The organism is Jezberella montanilacus, assembly GCF_003003055.1.
In the GTDB taxonomy this organism is placed as follows: Bacteria; Pseudomonadota; Gammaproteobacteria; order Burkholderiales; family Burkholderiaceae_B; genus Zwartia; species Zwartia montanilacus.
In genome coordinates this window covers 659,042-680,921 of record NZ_PVTV01000011.1, presented here as the reverse complement: position 1 = coordinate 680,921, position 21,880 = coordinate 659,042, and the positions used below count along the sequence as shown (strand labels likewise).

The 21,880-nt window shown below is 51.0% G+C and carries 19 protein-coding genes and 1 tRNA gene; 16 read left to right on the top strand and 4 right to left on the bottom strand.

Annotated features, from left to right (window positions below):
* Nucleotides 1–34 precede the first annotated feature (34 nt).
* The 14 genes from ppk1 to BCM14_RS04740 all read left to right on the top strand — a co-directional run bounded on the left by ppk1 (nucleotide 35) and on the right by BCM14_RS04740 (nucleotide 14,495).
* Nucleotides 35–2,170 (top strand): polyphosphate kinase 1, encoded by a 2,136-nt coding sequence (gene ppk1, locus BCM14_RS04805; protein WP_106226817.1) that lies wholly within the window; start codon nucleotides 35–37, stop codon nucleotides 2,168–2,170.
* Between the two features lie 107 nt (nucleotides 2,171–2,277).
* Nucleotides 2,278–3,318: a phosphate ABC transporter substrate-binding protein PstS gene (pstS, locus tag BCM14_RS04800; protein ID WP_106227050.1), complete on the top strand. Its 1,041-nt coding sequence runs from the start codon at nucleotides 2,278–2,280 to the stop codon at nucleotides 3,316–3,318.
* Nucleotides 3,319–3,442: 124 nt separating this feature from the next.
* Nucleotides 3,443–4,381: a phosphate ABC transporter permease subunit PstC gene (pstC, locus tag BCM14_RS04795; RefSeq protein ID WP_106226816.1), complete on the top strand. Its 939-nt coding sequence runs from the start codon at nucleotides 3,443–3,445 to the stop codon at nucleotides 4,379–4,381.
* A 98-nt stretch (nucleotides 4,382–4,479) separates the two neighbouring features.
* On the top strand, nucleotides 4,480–5,271 hold the full coding sequence (gene pstA / locus BCM14_RS04790) for a phosphate ABC transporter permease PstA (protein ID WP_106227049.1): 792 nt from the start codon (nucleotides 4,480–4,482) through the stop codon (nucleotides 5,269–5,271).
* Nucleotides 5,272–5,309: 38 nt separating this feature from the next.
* Nucleotides 5,310–6,104: a phosphate ABC transporter ATP-binding protein PstB gene (pstB, locus tag BCM14_RS04785; RefSeq protein WP_106226815.1), complete on the top strand. Its 795-nt coding sequence runs from the start codon at nucleotides 5,310–5,312 to the stop codon at nucleotides 6,102–6,104.
* 66 nt (nucleotides 6,105–6,170) lie between these two features.
* Nucleotides 6,171–6,247, top strand: a tRNA-Pro gene (locus tag BCM14_RS04780).
* A 179-nt stretch (nucleotides 6,248–6,426) separates the two neighbouring features.
* The gene (locus BCM14_RS04775) at nucleotides 6,427–8,733 is read left to right on the top strand and encodes an alkaline phosphatase (protein ID WP_106226814.1); all 2,307 of its coding nucleotides are present in this window, start codon (nucleotides 6,427–6,429) and stop codon (nucleotides 8,731–8,733) included.
* A gap of 17 nt (nucleotides 8,734–8,750) precedes the next feature.
* A complete protein-coding gene (locus BCM14_RS04770) occupies nucleotides 8,751–9,107 on the top strand; it encodes a hypothetical protein (protein WP_106226813.1) in 357 nt (118 codons plus the stop codon).
* Nucleotides 9,108–9,279: 172 nt separating this feature from the next.
* Nucleotides 9,280–10,125 (top strand): polyphosphate kinase 2, encoded by an 846-nt coding sequence (gene ppk2, locus BCM14_RS04765; protein ID WP_375318466.1) that lies wholly within the window; start codon nucleotides 9,280–9,282, stop codon nucleotides 10,123–10,125.
* A 3-nt stretch (nucleotides 10,126–10,128) separates the two neighbouring features.
* Nucleotides 10,129–11,133, top strand: coding sequence for a glycosyltransferase family 4 protein (locus BCM14_RS04760; protein WP_106226811.1), 1,005 nt, complete (start codon nucleotides 10,129–10,131; stop codon nucleotides 11,131–11,133).
* 29 nt (nucleotides 11,134–11,162) lie between these two features.
* Complete coding sequence (locus BCM14_RS04755; RefSeq protein WP_106226810.1) at nucleotides 11,163–12,026, top strand: hypothetical protein; 864 nt, start codon at nucleotides 11,163–11,165, stop codon at nucleotides 12,024–12,026.
* 75 nt (nucleotides 12,027–12,101) lie between these two features.
* Nucleotides 12,102–12,971, top strand: coding sequence for a UDP-2,3-diacylglucosamine diphosphatase (locus BCM14_RS04750; RefSeq protein ID WP_106226809.1), 870 nt, complete (start codon nucleotides 12,102–12,104; stop codon nucleotides 12,969–12,971).
* A 17-nt stretch (nucleotides 12,972–12,988) separates the two neighbouring features.
* The gene (locus BCM14_RS04745; protein WP_106226808.1) at nucleotides 12,989–14,044 is read left to right on the top strand and encodes a glycosyltransferase family 4 protein; all 1,056 of its coding nucleotides are present in this window, start codon (nucleotides 12,989–12,991) and stop codon (nucleotides 14,042–14,044) included.
* A 10-nt stretch (nucleotides 14,045–14,054) separates the two neighbouring features.
* Nucleotides 14,055–14,495, top strand: coding sequence for a diacylglycerol kinase (locus tag BCM14_RS04740; RefSeq protein WP_106226807.1), 441 nt, complete (start codon nucleotides 14,055–14,057; stop codon nucleotides 14,493–14,495).
* On the opposite strand, the gene BCM14_RS04735 is transcribed toward BCM14_RS04740, so the two are convergent.
* From BCM14_RS04735 to BCM14_RS04720, 4 genes are read right to left on the bottom strand one after another with little or no spacing between them, the layout of a single operon-like run.
* Nucleotides 14,479–14,880, bottom strand: coding sequence for a dihydroneopterin aldolase (locus BCM14_RS04735; RefSeq protein ID WP_106226806.1), 402 nt, complete (start codon nucleotides 14,878–14,880; stop codon nucleotides 14,479–14,481). The two genes, BCM14_RS04740 and BCM14_RS04735, sit on opposite strands and share 17 nt — an antisense overlap.
* A 15-nt stretch (nucleotides 14,881–14,895) precedes the next feature.
* Nucleotides 14,896–15,678: an SDR family oxidoreductase gene (locus BCM14_RS04730; RefSeq protein ID WP_106226805.1), complete on the bottom strand. Its 783-nt coding sequence runs from the start codon at nucleotides 15,676–15,678 to the stop codon at nucleotides 14,896–14,898.
* Nucleotides 15,675–17,111 (bottom strand): amidase, encoded by a 1,437-nt coding sequence (locus BCM14_RS04725; RefSeq protein ID WP_106226804.1) that lies wholly within the window; start codon nucleotides 17,109–17,111, stop codon nucleotides 15,675–15,677. Before BCM14_RS04725 ends, BCM14_RS04730 begins: the two co-directional genes overlap by 4 nt.
* Nucleotides 17,112–17,118: 7 nt before the next feature.
* Entirely contained in the window at nucleotides 17,119–18,369 is a 1,251-nt protein-coding gene (locus tag BCM14_RS04720; protein ID WP_106226803.1) for an MFS transporter, read from the bottom strand.
* Between the two features lie 133 nt (nucleotides 18,370–18,502).
* Between BCM14_RS04720 and BCM14_RS04715 the strand changes: the two genes are divergently transcribed.
* Both BCM14_RS04715 and araD read left to right on the top strand, forming a co-directional pair.
* Nucleotides 18,503–20,077, top strand: coding sequence for an ArnT family glycosyltransferase (locus tag BCM14_RS04715; RefSeq protein ID WP_106226802.1), 1,575 nt, complete (start codon nucleotides 18,503–18,505; stop codon nucleotides 20,075–20,077).
* Nucleotides 20,078–20,137: 60 nt separating this feature from the next.
* Entirely contained in the window at nucleotides 20,138–21,877 is a 1,740-nt protein-coding gene (araD, locus tag BCM14_RS04710; protein ID WP_106226801.1) for an L-arabinonate dehydratase, read from the top strand.
* Nucleotides 21,878–21,880: the final 3 nt, after the last annotated feature.

The window sequence follows — 21,880 nt, the reverse complement described above, 5'->3', positions numbered from 1 at the left end:
AAAGAGTCGAAGCACAATCACCAGAATAGTTGATATGGTTACCAGAACAAATAAGACAAGTGCGACGACTTCCAGAAACAAATCTGACCCAAAACGCGACCCCGATAACCAGTCGAGATTGCTGAACCGAGAGTTGTCTCTCATCAAGTTTAATGAACGTGTGCTTGCGATGGCTGAGCGAGCTGACACGCCTGCCCTTGAGCGATTACGCTACATCTGCATCGTTAGTTCCAACCTTGACGAGTTTTTCGAGATCCGGGTATCTAGCCTTAAAGAACAATTGCGTCAATACCCGAATGCAGCGGGCGCTGACGGCTTCAGCGCTGAACAGGCTTTTGAACGCGTGCAGCAGGCTGTTCATCAGTTGGTGCAGCGACAATACGATTTGCTTGAAGATGCCGTCTGGCCCGCACTCAAAGCCGAAGGCATTTTGGTTCACCATGCGTTTGACTGGAATGCTGCTCAGACCAAATGGGCGCACGAGGTGTTTACCCGCGACGTGATGCCGCTGTTAACGCCTATCGGGTTGGATCCTGCTCATCCTTTCCCCAGGGTTTACAACAAAAGCCTGAATTTTATTTTGCCCTTGTCGGGCCATGACGCCTTTGGCCGTAAGTCGACCATTGCCGTTGTGCAGGCACCACGCGCTTTACCTCGCCTGATTAAAATGCCTCCTTCCGTGTCGGGCCAGCCGAACGGCTATATTTTGCTGACTTCCTTGCTGCGTGCCTTTGTAGGCGAATTGTTTCCGGGCATGGAGATGCAAGGGTGCTATCAGTGGCGGGTGACACGCAACAGCGATCTGTTTGTGGATGAAGAGGAGGTCACCAATCTGCGGCACGCGTTGCAAGGTGAGCTGTCGCAACGTAATTTCGGGTCTGCAGTGCGGCTTGAGGTCGATCAGACGATGCCTCGGCATATTGAGGAGTATCTGCAAAACGAGTTTTCTCTGTCTGATGCTGACACCTATCGTGTCAATGGTCCTGTCAATCTCTCAAGACTGATGCAGATTTGTTCGGCGGTTCATCGGCCCGATTTATTGTTTCCTGAATACGTTGCGCCGATTCCTGCGCCCTTTGATCGACCTTTGACCCGCCCTGGTGCTTTGTTCGAAGCGATCGCTGCCGGCGATCAGTTGCTTCATCATCCTTATCAGTCCTTTCAGCCAGTCATTGATTTTTTGACGGCAGCGGCGCTCGATCCAGAGGTTGTTGCAATTAAACAAACTATCTATCGCACCGGCGAAGACTCAGAGCTGATGAGATTGCTACTGGCTGCTGCGAAGGCAGGCAAAGAAGTAACCGTTGTCGTTGAACTTATGGCGCGCTTTGATGAACAAACCAACATCAACTGGGCAGCAAGGCTTGAAGAGGTTGGTGCGCATGTGGTTTACGGAGTGGTCGGTCACAAGACGCACGCTAAGATGGCGTTGGTGCTGAGGCGCGAAAAAGGCCGCATTCGCCGCTATGGGCATTTAGGCACCGGTAATTACCACCCCCGGACAGCTGCGCTGTACTCCGACTTCGGTTTGCTGACAGCGGACACTCGTCTCTGCGAAGATATGGATAAAGTATTTTCGCAACTGACTGGCTTGGGCGAGCGGCGCACGCTGAAGTTGCTGTTGCAGTCGCCTTTCACCATGCATGAATCGATGGTGCGCATGATTCGCGCCGAGGCAAGGGCAGCCAGGGCAGGCAAAAAGGCTCGCATCATGGCGAAAATGAACTCGCTTCTTGAGCCTATTGTGATCGATGAGTTGTACAAGGCGAGTGCAGCTGGCGTCCAAATAGATCTGATTGTTCGTGGCGTCTGTGCTTTGAGAGCTGGTGTGCCTGGTTTATCTGAAAATATTTCGGTCAGATCCATCATTGGACGTTTTCTCGAGCACGCAAGGGTTTTTTATTTTTACGCAGACGGGAAAGAGCGTGTTTACGCTTCTTCTGCGGACTGGATGGACAGAAACTTTTTCAGACGTGTTGAAGTGGCGTTTCCGATTCTGGACGAAAAACTAAAAAAACGGGTAATCCAAGAGGCATTCACTTTTGCGCTCAATGACAATCAACTTGCCTGGTTGCAGCAAAAAAATGGGGATTACATTAAATTAAAAAATCGTAAGCCCCCGTTCAGCCTTCATGAGGCGCTGATTTTGGCAAATCAAACGGCCAACTAACTGCGGATTAGATTGTTACTGTAACAAACTTGTCATACAGGCTGACTAATATGCGAGTGCGTGTTGAGTATCCGCACCCCAATTTTAACCACGACGAGGTAAGAGAAATGATCAAGACCGCCTTTGTGCGTCTCGCTGCTACGGTAGCCCTGAGTTCTGCCGCTTTCACGGCTTTTGCTGTTGATATCACCGGCGCCGGTGCCACTTTCCCCGCACCTGTTTACGCGAAATGGGCTGCTGAGTACAAAGCTAAGACAAGCAACCAAGTCAACTACCAAGCCATTGGTTCAGGTGGCGGGATTCAGCAGATCACTGCTAAGACAGTTGATTTCGGTGCGACCGATGATCCAATGCCAGGTGAGCAACTGGACAAACTGGCTCTGATGCAGTTCCCAGCCGTGATTGGCGGTACTGTACCTGTGGTGAATATTGATGGTGTTAAGCCTGGTCAATTGAAGTTGTCAGGCAAAGTTCTGGCAGATGTGTTCCAGGGCACAATCAAAAAATGGAACGACCCAGCAATTCAAGCTTTGAATGCTGACGTCAAGTTGCCAGCGGCTGACATCGTTGTGGTTTATCGCTCAGACGGTTCGGGCACCACAGCTGGTTGGACCAACTACCTGAGCAAAGTGTCGCCAGAGTGGAAGTCTGCAGTGGGCGAAGGTAAATCGGTTCAGTGGCCAGTTGGTCAGGGTGGCAAGGGTAATGATGGCGTCGCCAACTATGTCCGTCAGCTGCAAAATTCGATCGGCTACGTTGAATATGCCTATGCTAAGGGCAACGCCCTGGCCTGGACTCAACTGATCAACAGCGCTGGTAAAGCTGTCCAGCCTGATCAGAAAACTTTCGCTGCCGCAGCTGCCAATGCAAAGTGGGATAGCGCACCTGGTATGGGTGTTGTGCTGACCAACCAGCCTGGCGATGCTTCATGGCCTGTTACCAGTGCTACGTTTATCTTGGTTTATAAGACCCAAGAAAAGCCAGCGAACGGCAAAGCTGTGATCGATTTCTTCACTTGGGCCTTTGATAGCGGCAGCAAGCTGGCTGCTGACCTTGAGTATGTTCCCCTGCCAAAAGAAGTGACAGACAAGATCAAAGCTGACTGGAAGGCAACTCTCAAAGCTGCTGACGGCAAGCCATTGCTGTAATAACGCCTAATAGTCGATCATCAAGCCGCGGTTGACAAAGTTAATCGTGGCTTGAGAGCGACTTAGACATGAAGTCTGGAATGCAGCATTCGTCGTCGTTGTAGTTGCGGATTGTGTTTACCCAATGAAAAAAAATCAAAGTACCTTGCATGATGTCCTGTTTTTGCAAACGACTCGACTCTTTGCCTTTGTCGTCTTCAGCCTACTAGCGGCAATCCTCGTTTCGCTGGTTATCGGCAGTCAGGAGACCTTGCTGCGCGACGGTATCCCCTTTTTCTGGCGTAGTGACTGGAACCCAAACAAGGATATCTATGGTGCGCTGGTGCCGGTTGTTGGTACCTTGTTAACCTCAATCATTGCCCTTTTAATTGCTATCCCAGTTTCTTTCGGGATCGCCGTGTTCTTGACTGAGCTTGCCCCGTCTTGGTTACGTCGGCCGATTGGCACGGCGGTCGAGATGCTGGCTGCAATCCCGTCGATTATTTACGGTATGTGGGGCTTGTTTGTTTTTGTGCCCTTTTTTCAACGCTATGTTCAACCCAGTTTGATCGATTGGCTAAGCCCCATACCAGGTATCGGTTTTCTGTTTGCGGGCCCACCTTTCGGCAGTGGCATCTTTACTGCTGGTTTGATCCTGTCCATCATGATCATTCCTTTTATCGCATCTGTCATGCGTGATGTGTTCGAATTAGTACCCCCAATGCTTAAAGAGTCTGCTTACGGCTTGGGTGGCACGACCTGGGAAGTTATGTCCAAAGTTGTCCTGCCTTTCACGAGAGCTGGTGTGATTGGAGGAGTGATGTTGGGGCTGGGACGAGCGCTTGGTGAGACCATGGCTGTTACCTTTGTCATCGGTAATGCTTTCCGTATGCCAACGTCGGTTTTCTCTGCGAGTACTTCCATCGCGTCAGCTTTGGCAAATCAGTTTAATGAAGCGGCTGGCTTACAGAAGTCTGCCTTGCTTGAGCTTGGACTGATCCTTTTCTTCATTACGACCGTTGTTCTCATTGCGTCCAAGCTGATGTTGCAGCGGATGGCGAAGTCCGAAGGAGCGAAATCGTGATTGCTCATCAACAGAACGATGTCAGCATTAAAACCGTTGAAAGTGCGATACACGCCCACAACAATGTGTACAGGCGCCGGTACATCACCAACAAAATCATGTTGGCGCTATCGGTCAGTGCTTTGATTTTTGGTTTGATTTGGCTGGTGTGGATTCTTGAAACCTTGATCGTACGGGGCGGTGGATCGTTAAGTCTGGCGTTGTTCACAGAAATGACTCCTCCACCTGGATCGCAAGGTGGTTTGCTCAATGCGATCGCCGGTAGTTTGGCTATGGTTGGGGTGGGTACCCTGATTGGTACACCCGTCGGCGTTTTGGCGGGTACTTATCTGGCAGAGTACGGTCAGCGTGGCTGGTTGGCGCCAGCGACACGCTTTCTGAACGATGTCTTGCTGTCTGCACCGTCGATCGTGATTGGTTTGTTTATTTACGCCGCCTACGTGGCACCCGCGGGTCATTACTCTGGTTGGGCAGGCGCGCTTGCGCTATCAATCTTGGTTGTGCCCGTCGTCGTGCGCACGACTGACAATATGCTGATGCTGGTACCCAATGGTTTGCGCGAAGCTTGCTTCGCGATTGGTTGCCCTAAGTGGAAGATGATTGTCATGGTGTCCTACAAATCGGCGAAAAGCGGCATCATGACCGGAATTTTGCTGGCAGTAGCACGCATCGCCGGCGAGACGGCTCCTTTGCTCTTTACTGCTTTGAACAATCAATTCATGTCATGGGACATGAACAAGCCACTATCTAACTTACCGGTCGTGATCTATCAGTTTGCCTCCAGTCCCTTTAAGGATTGGAATGATCTCGCCTGGGCTGGTGCAACGTTGATTACGCTAGCGGTCTTAGCGTTAAACATCATTGCAAGAAATTTTCTTGGTAAAAAATAATTGACTGGCTGCTAAAGCTGCGATCTTTAGGATACATGATGGAAAACACAACACCGGCGAGCACTCCGATGACCGATTTGAAGCCAAAGCTTCAGGTTAACAACTTGAACTTTTACTACGGTGGGTTTCACGCCTTACGCAATGTGAATATGGCCATTGCAGAAAATAAAGTGACTGCTTTTATTGGCCCGTCAGGATGCGGTAAGTCGACTTTGCTGCGCACCTTTAATCGTATGTTTGAACTCTATCCGGGTCAGCGTGCTGAAGGCGAGATTTTGTTGGACGGCGAGAATCTGCTCACAACAAAGACGGATATTTCGCTAATTCGCGCCAAAGTAGGGATGGTGTTTCAGAAGCCAACACCTTTTCCCATGAGCATTTATGACAACATCGCTTTCGGTGTGCGTTTGTTTGAGCAATTGCCTAAAGCGGAGATGGACGAGCGTGTTCACTGGGCGCTGTCGAAAGCGGCACTTTGGACTGAAGTTAAAGACAAGTTGAACCAGAGCGGCCACAGTTTGTCAGGCGGTCAACAACAACGCTTGTGTATTGCTCGTGGTGTTGCGATCAAACCTGAAGTCTTATTGCTTGATGAGCCATGTTCTGCGCTTGATCCAATCTCTACTGCAAAAGTGGAAGAGTTGATCACTGAACTCAAAAATGACTATACGGTTGTCATCGTGACGCACAACATGCAGCAAGCTGCGCGTTGCTCTGACTTTACCGCTTACATGTATTTGGGCGAGTTGATGGAGTTCGGTGAAACAGATCAGATTTTCGTCAAACCTTCTCGCAAAGAGACTGAAGACTATATTACTGGGCGGTTTGGCTAAGTTTTTAACGATAAACAGGTTTAGCAGTCGGCAAGAATTTTGCCAATCTGTTATAGTTCAAGGCTTCGGGGCGTAGCGCAGCCTGGTAGCGCATCTGCTTTGGGAGCAGAGGGTCGTGAGTTCGAATCCCACCGCCCCGACCAAAATCAAAACGGGTCTTAGATTTCATATCTAAGATCCGTTTTCTATTTGTTGCGCTCGCGACATTTCTGTTGGTTGTTCGTTAAATTTTTTATTACAAACTGTCATCACTTTCATTCGCTTGTCATATTTGGTCATTAAAATCAAATATCCCTGAGTGACGTTTTTGTATAAGTGAAAGATGATGATAGACAGCAGATTTGGTGGTCGTGCTCTCGCATGCTTGCTCGTCGCATTGACGACAACGGTTTCAATCGCAGGTCAAGACGATGATTCCCCGTTTGCAGGCGACGGTAAAACCAGAAACGCGGCCGATCCAATCTACTTTAATCAGAAATTAGCTGATTTCCCGATGAACGCAGAGTCCGAATCTGGCTTGCGTATGATGCCCCCCACGCGCAGTGATTTGTTCGCTGGCCAACGTTTTGACTTGCGTGTTGAGACACAGATCCCCGCTCAGGTGGCTCCTAAATTAGTCAGCCTAAAAATTAACGGCAAAGAGGTCTCCGCGCAGTTTACGCAGAAAATACAGAAGCAAGGCAAAGGCTCTGAATCAGGCACGCCGAAGTCTGAGTTGTTATTTGGTGAGACTGCCAGAAATATGAGCTTCGACGCTCCCGGGCATTACTTGGTCGAGGCTGTTGTGAACGTCGATGGGACAGCCAGGTCTGTGCGCAACGTTTACGAAGTTGCGGCAGCCCCCAATCCTCGCGCAGCCGGTGCAACGAATAAGCTGGTCTTTTTTCTTGGCGACGGCATGGGCGTCCCGATGAGAACAGCAGCTCGCCTGATTAGCAAGCCGATTGTTGAAGGCCGCGCAGAGCCTTTGGCGCTTGAGCAGATGACAGTGCAGGGGATGAGTCGTACGACGTCGTTTGACAGCATTATTACTGACTCTGCGCCAGGCATGGCCAGCATCATCAGTGGGGTCAAACAATCTAACAATGCCATTCAGGTGTCAATCGATAACACGCCAGAAGATGCGCTTGATAATCCGCGGATTGAAACAATTTTTGAGTACATGAAGCGCGTTCATGGCTGGAAGATCGGCGTCGTGACCGATGCTTTTCTGGTGGATGCAACCCCTGCCTCTGCTCAGGCTCATAATCGTGCGCGCAGAAACTATCTGAACATTGCGCAGCAGATGATTGGCTACTACGACGATGCGAGTGAGTTAAAGAAAACGGGCAACGTTGCCTTGGCCGAATTATCTCAGCCCCTTGATGTTTTGATGGGCGGAGGTGCTGTTCACTGGATGAAGCAAAACAATCCCTTGTTGCAGGGCTTTTATCAATACCCCGAAGGTGCTGGCCGTAAAGACGTTGACTTACTCGCTAATGTTGCGCCTGCAATGGGCTATAGCGTTGTGCATAATGTCGACGAACTCCGTAACGCCCCCAACAACAAAAAGCTTATTGGCGTATTCACCGGGGAATTCCGTAAAACGTCGACGGGCTTGGGGCCAGACAATATCCCAGGTGTCCTGGATCGTCTGGTTGCGAGAAATAAAGCAACGATTCGCGGTAAGCACTCGGGTGACCCAGAGATCGGGATGAATGTTGCACCGCCTTACGGCACCGCGTGTGGTGCAACGATCGCGTCTTGTTTTAGCAAAGTGCCAATGAAGCAAGACATGATCGACAAAGCGATTAGTGTGCTTGAAGGGCTTGCCAAGCAACAAAATCCACGTGGCGACGGCGGCTGGATGCTACTTGTTGAGCAGTCACAGTCTGACAAAATGGGACATATTCTTGAGTATGACCGTGCAATTTATGAAGTGATTGAGCTCGATCGCAGTGTGCAAAACACCGTGGCCAGGTTCTCTGACGACAAGCATGCTTTGACCGTGGCAACTTCCGATCACGCACAACCACAAACGATTATCGGTGTGGCGATGACGGGCTCGCTGATTGAAGCTGCTGGCAAATGCTTCCAGACGACCAATGGCAACTATCCGGTGACCCTTGGTTCTGCCGCCGATCCTGACCGGCCCTGTGCCTTGCAAGATGCCATCGGTACCTTCAATGATGCGACGTTTCCGACTTATGCAGACCTTAATCGCGATGGTTTTCCTGACGATCCAGATCCAGCAATCAAACTGATTATTGAAGACGGTGGACGTCCAACCTACAGCACGACTTTCTTGACTAATTATCAACCGCTCAAACCGAATAGTTCGAGAAAAACAGCTGATGGTAAAAAGATCGATCAGGCGGCTCTGCCAGATTCAGCCCGACAGCCGGAAGGGCTGTTGATGACAGGCAATATGCCCACTCAGAATGTGAAGGGTGGGGCTAATAAGACTGGTGGCGTCGTCGATATCGCCCCACACGCAGGTGACGATGTGCTGGTCTCAGCTGAGGGCGCTGGAGCGCACCATTTTGCAGGTTATTACGACAACACGTCTATCGTGGTTCGTCTTGCTCGCGCGCTGGGTGGAAAGGCTCAGAGTGACATGTCCCCAGCGGGTAATTTGAAAGGATGGTAACCAGGAGGGGTGTTGCGATGCTTGGGTCGCGGTTTGCTCGGATCCTTGCAGGCGTCCTGATGGTCGTCGCCGTGAGTTCGGCCGGTGCGACGGATGTCGTGGGCCGAGTAGTCGATGTCTCGGATACTCAGGTGTTCTCAGGTGCCTTGGTTAATTTTCGAGTCGGCTCTGTCAACGGTCCACGCGTCGCGACGGATTCAGCCGGCTTCTTTAAAGTATCAGGTCTCAGCAAAGGGGCATACGTGCTGGATATTCAATTGCCCGACGGACGTAGCTTCGCTAGTCGTGTATTGGTCAGCGGTTTGTCCAAAACACAGTTTATTGAAATTGACTACAGCCGCTCCGTGTCGCCTGATGATGAGGACGACTACTGAATCGGTTTTTGATTAAAGCCCATTCTCATTAACGATCAACATCACTGCAACCACTTTCGCCATGACGACAAAAAGCAAATCGAATACACAGAACGATCCCTCTGCCTCAGCTAAGACATTCGCCGAGCGCGCCCGTGCTGATCTTATCGACAGTTACGATGAAGAGCTTGAAATGGAAATCGATGACGACATGCTCGATGAGTTGTTAATGGATTCTCCCCAAGATGGGGAGGTAGACAGTCGAAGTGTGGAACGACGCATTTACTTCCGTGAGTTGCTTCGCCTGCAAGGCGAGTTGGTCAAGTTGCAAGATTGGGTTGTTGCAAAAAAGCTGAAAGTAGTTGTGCTCTTCGAAGGTCGTGACGCAGCAGGCAAGGGCGGCTCAATCAAACGGATCACGCAGCGCTTGAACCCGCGCGTCTGTCGGGTTGTCGCCTTGCCTGCGCCCAACGAGCGTGAAAAGACTCAGTGGTATTTTCAGCGCTATGTCCCGCATTTGCCAGCAGGCGGTGAGATCGTCTTGTTTGACAGAAGCTGGTACAACCGGGCAGGTGTTGAGCGCGTGATGGGTTTTTGTAACGACGAAGAATATGAAGAATTTTTCAGGACCGTGCCTGACTTCGAAAAGATGCTGGTGAGCTCTGGCATTGTTCTGATTAAATACTGGTTCTCGATCAGTGACGACGAGCAACATATGCGTTTTAGTATGCGCATACGCGACAGATTAAAACAGTGGAAGCTCAGTCCCATGGACTTGGAGTCTCGCCGTCGCTGGGAGGACTACACCCAGGCCAAAGAGGTCATGCTGGCGAGAACACATATCCCTGAAGCCAAATGGTGGATTGTCGATGGGGATGACAAAAAGCGGGCTCGGTTGAATTGTATCCATCACTTGCTGCAACAAGTGCCCTACGAAGAGGTTGAGCACGCCCCCGTTGTTTTGCCAGAGCGCGTCCATAGCCCGGACTACACAAGACATCCAGTTCCGCAAGACATGTACGTCCCTTCGGTGTATTGATCCATGAAAATATTGATTGCAACAGAAGCCTGGGATCCTCAGGTTAACGGTGTTGTTCGTACCTTGAAGATGACTTCCAGAGAGTTGACACGGCTGGGGCACGAAGTCCTCGTTGTTAATCCTTCTATGTTTCGCAGTATTCCGTGCCCGACGTATCCTGAAATTCGCTTGCCCTTGGTCACAAGTGGATCAGTTAAAAAAGTGATTGATGCATTTGCGCCCGACGTGGTCCATATTGCAACGGAAGGCCCTCTCGGTTGGGCCATCCGCGGTGTCGCAATCGATCGTGGTTGGAGCTTTAGCACCGGCTATCACAGCCGGTTTCCAGAGTATGTACAGATGCGAATTGGTTTGCCTGTCGGTCTGAGTTATTCATTACTCAAGCGCTTTCATAATGCGGGTGTGGCAACGCTTGTCCCTACCCCTGCAATGCTGTCGACCCTAAAGACAAGAGGCTTCACCAAACCAGTTATCTGGAGCAGGGGCGTGGACAGCGAGATCTTTGAGCCGACTGGCGAGAAGCTGCCGCGCACTGACAAACCCGTGTTTCTCTACGTGGGTAGACTCGCAGTTGAGAAAAGCGTCGAGGATTTTTTATCGCTGGATTTACCGGGCGAAAAATGGGTCGCTGGTGAGGGGCCGAGCGCTGAGGTATTGAGAAAGAAGTTCCCCGATGCTCGTTGGTTTGGCGTTTTATCGGGTGCGGATTTAGCAACACTCTATCGCAGCGCTGATGTGATGGTGTTTCCCAGCAAAACAGATACGTTTGGTCTGGTGATGATCGAGTCCATGGCTTGCGGGACGCCTGTTGCTGCCCTGCCGGTCACCGGGCCGATTGACGTGCTTGGCGATTCACAAGGCGGAGTCATGAATCATGATTTGCGTACAGCTTGTCTGGAGGCCTTGAAAGTCAATCGTGAGTCTGTCGCAGAGTTCGGGAAAAAATACACCTGGGCAGCTGCAACTCAGCAGTTTTTATCTGCAATCAAGCCAATTCACGCGCACTGATTATTAAAATAAATCCTTTAAAGTTAGTGATGAAGGATGTTTGGATGCTCGGTTGTCGGTTTGTTGTCATTTTTGTCTTTTTTTTAATCAATTTCAGCGCATTCGCGTATGCCCCTCTAAATACTGATGATGCCGCCACGGTGGCTAAAGGCAGTAATCAGCTTGAACAGTATTTCTTTTTAATCAGCGAATACAGCCCAGCCGTAACCCCCGAGGATGGCTTCAGCACTGGCGAAAACTACGAAGGAACAGGTCTCGCACGGGGATTTCCCTTGGCGTATGCGCGGGGTTTGACCGATACGTTCGACGCGTCGTTTAGCCCAACTTTTTACGCTACGCCCTCAGGTGGCTTCTCGCCTATCGGGAACTACACCTTTGCAATGAAATGGCGTTATGCGGGCGATGGCGAGCACGGCGTTAGTGCTGCGTTGAAACCCATGCTGATATTGCCAGCGGCAGTTGATCAGCAAATATATGGTCTGGGAAACTCCGCGATCAACGCGGGCTTGACTTCAATTTTTTCTTATTATCTGCAGTCGCTTGAGGTGCATGCCAATGTCAGTTATTTCAGGGCGCCGTATGATCCCAATTATCAGGTTGGTTTCAGCGCTGATGCCAAGCGTACGAATTTGTATGCAGTATCTGTTGCGCCTGTTTGGCAGTTTGCCCCGAGGTTTAAATTGGCCTTGGATGTTGGTGTCAACACCAATCCCAATGAGCCCGACCCCTCTCTGACAACGTATGCCATGCTCGCCTTGATTTATTCGCCAACAAAAGAGGTGGATCTTGGGATCGCCTATCAGCGAAATGCCACAAACTTCGGTACGATGTTCTCAGCGAATGAAGCTAATACCAGTCGGTTTCAAGCCGGCGTGACGTATCGCTTTGATTGAATAATGCGCACATGTCATTAAAATGAAATGATTTTGCCATCTAGCTGTCACGATAAGCTGGTGTAATATCGACTCATGAATCACTATCGCGCCATCTGGATTTCAGACATACACTTGGGCACACCAGGTTGTCAGGCCAACTACCTCCTCGATTTCTTGAAGCACAATGAGGCCGATACTTTTTATCTTGTAGGCGACATCATTGATGGATGGCGGCTACAGAAAAACTTCTACTGGCCTCAAAGCCATAATGATGTGGTGCAAAAGCTTTTGCGTAAGGCACGCAAAGGTACAGAGGTCATTTATATTCCTGGCAACCATGACGAGAGTGTTCGTCAATTCTTCGGCATGTCCTTTGGCGAGGTGAAGGTTGTCGAAGAGTGGATACACACCACCGTTGATGGCAGAAAACTCTGGGTGACTCACGGCGATTTGTTTGACAGTGTCATGCAATACGCTAAATGGCTTGCGTATGTTGGCGACAGCCTTTATACGTTTATCCTGTTCTTGAACCGCTACTTCAACCGGATTCGAGTGCGCCTGGGGTTTCAGTACTGGTCGCTCTCACAATACCTAAAACATCAAGTTAAAAATGCTGTCAGTTTCATCACTGATTTTGAGCACATCATGGCACGTGAAGCACGGATGCGTCATTGCGATGGCGTGGTTTGCGGGCATATTCATAACGCAGAGATCAGAGAAATCGATGGTTTGCTTTATTGCAATGATGGCGATTGGGTTGAGAGCTTGACCGCACTTGTCGAAACCCATGAGGGTGAGCTAAAAATAGTCCATTGGACGCATATACACGGCGACCCGGTTCACGATGAAGTACCTGAAGGGGTAACAGGTAAGCGCGCGCCCGCGCGCCCTGTTGAGGTCGTGCCAGAGCTTGAACCCGCGCTGCTCGATTCGTTCAGTCAGCAGACCAGTTCAGTATCTTGAGGCGAGAGAACGAGAGCATGCGAATATCAATCATCACGGACGCCTGGGAGCCTCAAGTCAACGGTGTGGTCAGAACCTTAAAGCAGACTTTGACCGAGCTCATCGCGATGGGTCACGAAGTCGACATGATCACGCCGAACGAATTCTTTACTGTCCCCTGTCCGACCTACCCAACGATTTCGCTGGCTGTCTATCCTCGGCTTAAGTTGGCCAAACGGCTCAAAGCGTTTGCACCCGATGCCATGCACATCGCGACTGAAGGTCCTTTAGGGATTGCAGCGCGTAATTATGCCGTGAGAAACAAATTACCTTTCTCGACCGCCTACCACACACGATTTCCTGAGTACGTCAAAGCTCGAATCAATATCCCGTTGCACTGGACTTACCGGTTTCTGCGCTGGTTTCACGGCCCTGCGATGGCGGTCATGGCACCAACCTCGGTCGTTAAGCAAGATCTTGAGAAATACGGTATCGACAATACGGTTTTGTGGTCACGCGGTGTTGACCTTGATGTGTTCAAGCTCCCGACCAATGAAGACGAATCTGAAGCACCCTCACTGATCCCCGATAGTTCGCCATATCCTGTCTTTCTTTATGTCGGCCGGGTAGCGGTTGAAAAAAATATTGATGCATTTCTGAGGTTGGATTTACCAGGGACCAAATGGGTGGTTGGTGGTGGTCCTGGCCTGTCGGATATGAAAAAGAAATATCCTGATGCCATGTATTTTGGTGAACTGAACAAATACGAACTGGCTAAGATCTACGCCGCCGCAGATGTTTTTGTGTTTCCAAGTAAGACAGATACGTTCGGTTTGGTCTTGCTTGAGGCCATGGCCTGTGGCTTGCCAGTTGCCGCTTACCCTGTCACTGGCCCCATCGACGTGTTGGGCGACTCTGGTGCGGGTGTGATGCATGACGATTTGCGTGAAGCCTGTTTGCAAGCTTTGCATATTGACCGGGCGATCGCACGTGCGCACGCTGAGACCTTCTCATGGCGGGCTGCGACTGAGCAATTCGAATACTACCTGCGTCCCGCGCCTGTTGAATCCAATCCAATGCTGGCGACAGACTGATGGTGACTTGATGCCATCCATACCGCCTTCATTACCACCCTCGCCGCCACCGTATAACATCAATCAGAATCCACACAAAGGTAATCGTGGCTTGGCGCGTGCCTGGCATGCTGCTAAAAATTCCTGGCGCGGTCTAGTGTTTGCGTTTAATGAAGAGAGTGCGTTCAGGCAAGAATTGACCTTGGCTCTGGTGCTGTCGCCGATCGCAATTTGGGCTCCCGTGACCGGGCTTGACCGGGCCTTGATGTTTGCGACCTTGTTACTGGTACTGGTTGTTGAGCTGTTGAATTCAAGCGTTGAGGCTGCTATCGATCGCATCTCATTTGAGCAGCACGATCTGTCTAAGCGTGCGAAGGATTTTGGCTCAGCGGCTGTCTTCTTGGCGTTGTTGCTCGCTTTGGTCATCTGGGCCACCATCCTGACCCCAGTGGTCACTACGCTGTTGATCTGACACGAAAAATCTCTACCCCGACCCCTTCACTGTCGGCATACACATCTGGTTTTTCAGCTGACACGCCAATCGCTCGGATTAGTCTGTGTTGCATGATCTTATCGGCAACCCGATCGCATAAGGTCTCGAGCAAATGAATGTGGCCAGTCGCAGCGATTGCTTGAATTGTGTTTCGCATCAGGTTGTAGTCGACCACTTCGAGAAGTTTGTCTTCTGTGGGCGTGTTGTCGCTGAGCGGCACATAAAGGTCTACGTTAACTAACACGCGTTGTGGTCCGTTTTTTTCGGATTCGTACACCCCGATATTCATCATGATCTCGAAATTGCGCAGAAAAAGTCTTCGGCAGTCTGCCAGGTGAGGATGGGTCAAAAGTGTTGAGTTCATGAGCGATGGATGATGCTACTGGGTCAGAAACACGACATCGCGTTCCATGGGTTGCAAGTGCTGGCCACCGTCTACAAAGAGGGTGGTTCCGGTAACCGCATGAGCGGTCGCCAAGTAGAGAACTGCTTGAGCAATATCTTCGGGGGTTGAAGAGTAGCCCAATGGTGTGAGTTTCGTGGATGCCTCGAAACCGATTTCAGTTTGATCTTTCGACATCATGGTCACGCCAGGTGCTACTCCAACGACTCGCAACGTGGGTGCAAGTGCTTTGGCCAGCAAAATCGTCGCCTTATCCAAAGCTACTTTGGACAAGGTATACGACAAATAGTCAGGATTCAGATTCTCAAGTTTCTGATCCAGCAAGTTGATGATGACGCCGGGATGAGTCAATTGATGTCCAAGCCCCTTTCGCAGAGAGAATAACGATCGGGCAAGTGTCAGAGGCGCCGCGACATTAATGCGCATGTGCTTGTCGAGGTTGGCGTAACTGAATTGCTGGATGTCGTCGTAATCGAACAGCGAAGCGTTATTGACGATACAGTCAGGCAAACCTAGTTCTGCCTGACAACGCGCCACGAGCTGAGCCACTGCAAATTCGTTTTCAAGATCCGCCTGTAACGTGATGGCTTGTCGCCCGAGTTGCCGGATGGTGTTGGCCGTTTGCTCAGCGTCTAGCGCAGAAGAGCCGTAATGGATTGCAACATCCCAACCTGATCGAGCTAACTCGACTGCAATGGTTTGTCCGAGACGCTTGCCAGCACCAGTGACGAGAGCAATTTTGGGTCTAGTGTGTGTCATGTGAGCAGTGGGCTACGTGTTTTCGAATAACCGCTTGCTAAGTCGTAAGCGTGAGCCATTTTAAGCACTTCAAAATCCGACTGAGCCGGGCCAATGATTTGAATGCCGGCTGGTAGTCCCTTTGGCCCAAAGCCTGCAGGCGCTGATAAAGCAGGTAAACCTGCTGCAGTTGCCATAATGACCCCTTGCATCCACCGGTGATAGGTGTCCATCTTCGTACCGGCTATTTCGGCAGGCCAATGCTGCTCAGCTGGAAAAGGGAATACCTGCGCAGTGGGCATCACCAGAAAATCGTAAGTTTCAAATAAACGACTTAAGGTTTGATACCAAGCCGTGCGCACTTTAGCCGCCTCGTAAACTTCATTCGCAGTCAGTTTCAACCCGCTTTCGATCTCCCAGATCGCTTCGGGCTTAAGTAACAGACGTTTTTCAGGCGACTGATAGAGACTCGCTTGTGCCCCAGAGAAAGTAAAACCGCGTAGTGTGATCCAAGCACGCCAAAGTTGTTCGAAATCAAAACGTGGCGTGATGGCCTCCACTTTGCAACCGATGCTGTCGAAGTGCTGTAAGGCGCTTTGGCAGGTCTCCAGCAGACCCGCTTCAGTCTGCAAATGCCCGCCTAAGTTACCCAGCCAGCCAATTCGTTTTCCCGTCATGTCTTGCTCAAGCGGTTGCAAGAATTGCTCGGGATTATCTTGTCGTCTGGTCAGTGGCACGCTCGCGTGAAAGCCGGCCTGAACTGAAAGCAATAATGCCAAGTCAGGCACATTTCGGGCCATCGGACCCACGACACCGAATTGCTGAAAGAAAACTTCGTCGCCTGGGCCTGCCGGCACGCATCCTACTGATGTCCTGAATCCGAAAATATTGTTAAAACCCGCAGGGGTGCGCAAGGACCCCATCATGTCCGATCCATCAGCCACGGGCAGCATGTTTAAGGCGACGGCCACCGCAGCGCCACCGCTGCTGCCGCCTGCTGACACGCTTTGGTTAAACGCGTTGAGGGTTGTGCCATAGACATTGTTGTAGGTGTGGCCCCCTAAACCGAATTCGGGCGAGTTGCTTCGGGCGACAAAGATAGCACCTGCCCCGCGAACTCTTGCGTTGGCAGCAGAATCGACCTGAGTGATTTGATCTTTGAAGATGGGCGAACCATTGGTGGTAACCATGCCAGCCACGGGGGCAAGATCCTTGGGAGCCTGAGGAAAGCCATGTAAGGGACCCATGCTCTCGTGCTGATCGAGTTGCTTATCTCTCGCCTGAGCAAGTTTTTTTACCTCCTCTCTGTCTGCAAAGCCGACCAGTGCGTTGACGGTCGGATTGAGCCTGTCTATCTGAGTCAAATAAGCATCCATGACGTCCACGCAGGACACTTCACGCGTGTGGATGGCTTGAGATAGTTCAGTTGCGGTGAGCTCGATAATCGATGACATGGCTTTTTTAACTTTCAGTAAGAGGGCGGTTAATAGATTCTTTATTGCGGCTTACCCAACTAGCCGACCAGAAGGCGCAGGCAAATAGGATGGCGGTCAAGCAAACGCTCACGAGGACGACTTGATAGGACTTGTTGATCATCCAGAGACTCGCTGCTGCTAGTGGACCGACTGCACGGGCGATCATCGTCGGAACGGTCAACAAGCCATTCAGGGCCCCATAGGCGTGGCGGCTGAGCAGTTCGGGTACCAGTAGACTCCGGACAATCGTAAAAATCCCGTTGGCTAAGCCGTAGCAAGTGATCAGTAACGCGACCAACCAAAAGGCCGGTCGTTCAATGCCCGCGAGTGTCCCAAAAATAAAAGGAAATACGCAAGCAATCAGCGAGCCGAGCAAGCGCATTGACGCGTTTTTAGCCAGATAGGCGATCAATACGCGGCCTAAAACCTGTGCTGGGCCTAACACTGTCAGTGCAAGCACGACATCGTCCGTGCTGAGACCTTTTTCTTGCAAGATCGGGTAAGCATGAAAAATAAATACGGTAAACATGACCGAATAAAGAGTCATGGCGACCAACAGTAACCAGAACACGCTGTTTTTGAGGGCTGCTTTGACCACCGCCCGATCCCGTGCTTTGTTCGCTTCGCGCGCCTCGTTGTGAGTTGCATGTTCATGATCAAACTGAGGCTGAATACAACGCGAGTAGATCAGCGCCCACAAGAGATTGATTCCCGCTAAAACCACGAGTGATTCACGCCAGCCTAATTGATTGAGCAAAAATTGTTCGAGTGGAATAAAAACCGTGCTTGCAAAGCCACCCCACAAAGTGATAATCGTGATGAGCGGTCTTGCAGTGGCAGCGCCTGACCTTTTTGCCATGACAGCAAACGCTGGCTCATAAAGTATGCAAGCTTGCAATGCCCCCAGCCCCGCGCAAAGTATATAAAAACTGAGAATCGCGTCGACTTGGGACCACCAGATCAGCATGACTGCAGCAAGGGCGGATGCAACAGCCATTAACCACCGACCGTGACCTCTATCAATTGCCACACCCGCCGGGTAGGTAAACACCGCCGTGACGAGCATGCTGACCGTAGCGCCGGTAAAAATGGTAGGTTTAGACCAACCCAGATCAGCACCCATTGCCGCGGCGAGCAGGGGAAAACTGTAATAAAGCGAGCCCCAGGCGCAAACCTGGCCAGCGCCGAGAATATTGGCGAGCCAACGGGCTGGAATCTCACGGGTTGGTCGTCTCATGGTGAATGTTTTCGTTTAGCCGAGGCGTTGGATTGAAACGCCGCACTTTCTTGTCATTAGGTAGGATCGTACTTGTTTTTCTCGCTAGGCACACCCTGACCTACAATCGCTCATTGTTTGGCAAAATAACTCAATGAAGAAGCTTTTAGAACAACTATGGGCGCTAGCGCTTCGCCCGCATGCTGAGCGTTGGTTCGCACCGGCAGTTGCGTTGTGGCTGGCTTGCCTGGCCTGGATGCGTTTTTTACACCTGCCCGATGAGGGGCGTTATGTTGGTGTGGCCTGGGATATGTTGCGGGCGAATAGTCCTTGGGTCCCGCTCATCAATGGTCTCCCCTATTTTCATAAACCTCCGTTGTTCTACTGGCTTACGCAGCTCTCGTTCGGCCTCTTTGGTGCGCACGAGTGGTCTGCTCGACTGGCACCTGTGCTTGCCGCGTGGATAGCGGCGATGGCGCTATTTTTCTTTGTGCGTAAATATCGCGGGGTTCGGGTGGCCGTCCTGACATTGGGTGTACTGGTGACGATGCCGCTGTTTTACGGGGGAGCGCAATACGCTAACTTGGACATGCTGGTTGCCGGGATGATGACCATGACGGTGCTGGCCGGTGCTGAAGCTGTTTTTCGCAACGAATCAGGACAAGCCTGGCGCAAAATGTCGATCTGGGCTGGTGTCTTCGCGGCCCTGTCGATCTTGGCAAAAGGGCTTATTGGTATCGTCTTGCCCGGTGGAGTACTTTTTTTCTGGCTCATCCTCTCAGGACGTTGGCGCAAGCTTGGCGTATTGCTTTGGCCGCCGGCTTTACTGGCCTTTTTGCTGGTCATGCTGCCTTGGTTTGCGTTAATGCAACACTTGTATGCTGGGTTTTTCGATTATTTTTTCGTTTATCAGCATTTTGAGCGTTTTGTGAGCGAGAGCTTCAACAACACCCAACCTTTCTGGTTTTACGTTCCCTTGGTTTTATCCATGACCTTGCCTTGGTCGCTTGCAGCGTTCGGTTTTTTTACGCCATCTTTCTGGCGACAGTCAAACTCTCAGCTGAATAGTCTCATGTGGTGCTGGTTGGCGGTGATGGCGATATTTTTTTCGATCCCAGCATCCAAACTGATTGGCTACATCCTGCCCGTGCTTTTTCCGCTGGCTGTCTTGTTGGCTGAGGTAGTCACCACTTATCTTGACTCAGCGACGACAGCGATCCGTCAGCATCTTCGCCGCAGCGTCATGACCTGTTTCGTGATCGCAGTGTTTGTTTGTGTCACGACGCTGATCATTTTTCGGTTTAACCAGAAGGATAGTGGCGCCAACATGGGTGCACGCATCGCGAGTGAGTTACAGGCGGATGATACCTTCGTATTTTTGAAGAGCTATCCTTTTGATCTGCCTCTGTATGCGGGCATGCGCAAACCAGCTTGGGTTGTTGAAAACTGGCCCGCTTTAGTGCAGCGTGACAATTGGCGCAACGAGCTGGCTGATGCTGCCCAGTTCAACCCTGATCTGGGGCGTGAGCTGTTGGTCAATTCAGAGGCGGTGCTACCGCGCATGTGTCAAACGTCCGATAGGGTATTCTGGGTACGTGCTGATGCAGATGAATGGCCAGCGTGGGGCTTTATCAAGGATGTGCAGCCTTTTGTACGTGAAGACAACGAAGCGATGGTATGGAAAATCACAACAGACCAAGCGTTTAAAACCAAGTTTTGCCAGCAGTAATTTTGTTCAGCTTGATCGAGTGACATTAAATACTCAATGTGTTTGCCCGGAGACATAAAAATGACGAAACGTATCAAAGCCCCTGAAGATCTGCGCAGCGCAAGATGGTTCGCGCCAGACGACTTACGATCGTTCGGGCATCGGTCGCGAGTCATGCAAATGGGGCTGGGCCCAGAAGATTGGGCCGGCAAGCCAGTGATTGCCGTCGTGAACACCTGGTCAGACATCAATCCTTGTCATACCCATTTCAAGCAACGGGTTGATGACGTGAAAAGAGGTGTACTACAGGCTGGTGGTTTTCCACTTGAACTGCCTGCGCAATCTCTTGCCGAAAATTTTGTGAAACCGACGACGATGCTCTATCGCAACCTGTTAGCGATGGATGTCGAAGAATTGTTGCGCTGCCATCCGGTGGATGGTGTTGTTTTGATGGGCGGTTGCGATAAGACGACCCCGGGTTTATTGATGGGGGCGACGAGCGCGGGCTACCCAGCAATATATTTGCCGGCAGGTCCCATGCTTAGGGGTAACTGGCACGGGAAAGTGTTGGGTTCCGGCTCAGACGCCTGGAAGTACTGGGACGATCGCCGCGCTGGATTGATCAATCAAAAGCAATGGCTTGAGATTGAAGGTGGTATTGCCCGCAGCCACGGTACGTGCATGACCATGGGTACTGCCAGCACGATGACGGCGATTGCTGAAGCGTTGGGTATGACATTGCCGGGTGCTTCATCGATTCCCGCGGCTGACTCGAATCATATCCGCATGTCGGCAGATACCGGACGGCGTATCGTCGACATGGTCTGGGAAGATCTCACCCCCGCAAAAATACAGACTCATGCTGCGTTCGAGAACGCCATTGCAGTAGCCATGGCCATGGGCTGTTCAACCAACGCCATTATTCATGTGATCGCGCAAGCGCGTCGGGCTGGTTGTGAGATCAGCCTGGATGATTTTGATCGCTTCAGTCGGTTTGTTCCTGTTATTGCTAACGTTCGCCCTAGTGGCGATCAGTATTTGATGGAAGACTTTTTCTATGCGGGCGGTTTGCCTGGCTTGATGAACCGGATCAAACAACACTTGCATCTCGATACCTTGACGGTGACCGGCAATACCTTGGGTGAAAATATTGAAGGCGCTGAGGTTTATAACGACGACGTGATCCGGCCTGTCGACCACCCGATTTACGCAGAAGGTGCGTTGGCTGTTCTGAAAGGTAATCTCGCCCCGGATGGCTGTGTGATCAAGCCGAGTGCTTGCCCGGCTCATTTGCATCAACATACAGGTCCCGCCCTGGTCTTCGACGATTATCCTTCAATGAAAGCCGTGATTGATAGTGATGATCTCGACGTCACGGCAGATCATGTACTGATATTGCGTAACGCCGGACCACTCGGTGGCCCTGGCATGCCAGAGTGGGGTATGTTGCCCATGCCTAAAAAGCTATTGAAACAGGGTGTCAGGGATATGTTGCGTTTATCCGATGCACGGATGAGCGGAACAAGTTATGGCGCTTGTGTTTTGCACATCTCACCCGAATCCTACGTGGGCGGCCCGCTGGCGCTCGTGCAAAACGGTGACCTGATTACCGTTGATGTGCCGGCGCGCGCAATTAGACTCGAGATATCTGACGAGGAGCTGGCCAGAAGGAAAGCGGAATGGAAAGCACCTGTGGCTCGTTATGAGCGTGGCTATGGCTGGATGTTTTCGAAACACATACAACAGGCCCATGAGGGCTGTGATTTCGATTTCTTGCGCACCGATTTCGGTGCAGCGGTATCCGAACCGGATATTTACTAAAAG

Excerpts from the sequence above, each read along its gene's own strand:
- ppk1 (WP_106226817.1), top strand. The coding sequence starts at position 35 with ATGGTTACCAGAACAAATAAGACAAGTGCGACGACTTCCAGAAACAAA.
- pstS (WP_106227050.1), top strand. The coding sequence starts at position 2,278 with ATGATCAAGACCGCCTTTGTGCGTCTCGCTGCTACGGTAGCCCTGAGT.
- pstC (WP_106226816.1), top strand. The coding sequence starts at position 3,443 with ATGAAAAAAAATCAAAGTACCTTGCATGATGTCCTGTTTTTGCAAACG.
- pstA (WP_106227049.1), top strand. The coding sequence starts at position 4,480 with ATGTTGGCGCTATCGGTCAGTGCTTTGATTTTTGGTTTGATTTGGCTG.
- pstB (WP_106226815.1), top strand. The coding sequence starts at position 5,310 with ATGGAAAACACAACACCGGCGAGCACTCCGATGACCGATTTGAAGCCA.
- BCM14_RS04775 (WP_106226814.1), top strand. The coding sequence starts at position 6,427 with ATGATGATAGACAGCAGATTTGGTGGTCGTGCTCTCGCATGCTTGCTC.
- BCM14_RS04770 (WP_106226813.1), top strand. The coding sequence starts at position 8,751 with ATGCTTGGGTCGCGGTTTGCTCGGATCCTTGCAGGCGTCCTGATGGTC.
- ppk2 (WP_375318466.1), top strand. The coding sequence starts at position 9,280 with ATGGAAATCGATGACGACATGCTCGATGAGTTGTTAATGGATTCTCCC.
- BCM14_RS04760 (WP_106226811.1), top strand. The coding sequence starts at position 10,129 with ATGAAAATATTGATTGCAACAGAAGCCTGGGATCCTCAGGTTAACGGT.
- BCM14_RS04755 (WP_106226810.1), top strand. The coding sequence starts at position 11,163 with ATGAAGGATGTTTGGATGCTCGGTTGTCGGTTTGTTGTCATTTTTGTC.
- BCM14_RS04750 (WP_106226809.1), top strand. The coding sequence starts at position 12,102 with ATGAATCACTATCGCGCCATCTGGATTTCAGACATACACTTGGGCACA.
- BCM14_RS04745 (WP_106226808.1), top strand. The coding sequence starts at position 12,989 with ATGCGAATATCAATCATCACGGACGCCTGGGAGCCTCAAGTCAACGGT.
- BCM14_RS04740 (WP_106226807.1), top strand. The coding sequence starts at position 14,055 with ATGCCATCCATACCGCCTTCATTACCACCCTCGCCGCCACCGTATAAC.
- BCM14_RS04735 (WP_106226806.1), bottom strand. The coding sequence starts at position 14,880 with ATGAACTCAACACTTTTGACCCATCCTCACCTGGCAGACTGCCGAAGA.
- BCM14_RS04730 (WP_106226805.1), bottom strand. The coding sequence starts at position 15,678 with ATGACACACACTAGACCCAAAATTGCTCTCGTCACTGGTGCTGGCAAG.
- BCM14_RS04725 (WP_106226804.1), bottom strand. The coding sequence starts at position 17,111 with ATGTCATCGATTATCGAGCTCACCGCAACTGAACTATCTCAAGCCATC.
- BCM14_RS04720 (WP_106226803.1), bottom strand. The coding sequence starts at position 18,369 with ATGAGACGACCAACCCGTGAGATTCCAGCCCGTTGGCTCGCCAATATT.
- BCM14_RS04715 (WP_106226802.1), top strand. The coding sequence starts at position 18,503 with ATGAAGAAGCTTTTAGAACAACTATGGGCGCTAGCGCTTCGCCCGCAT.
- araD (WP_106226801.1), top strand. The coding sequence starts at position 20,138 with ATGACGAAACGTATCAAAGCCCCTGAAGATCTGCGCAGCGCAAGATGG.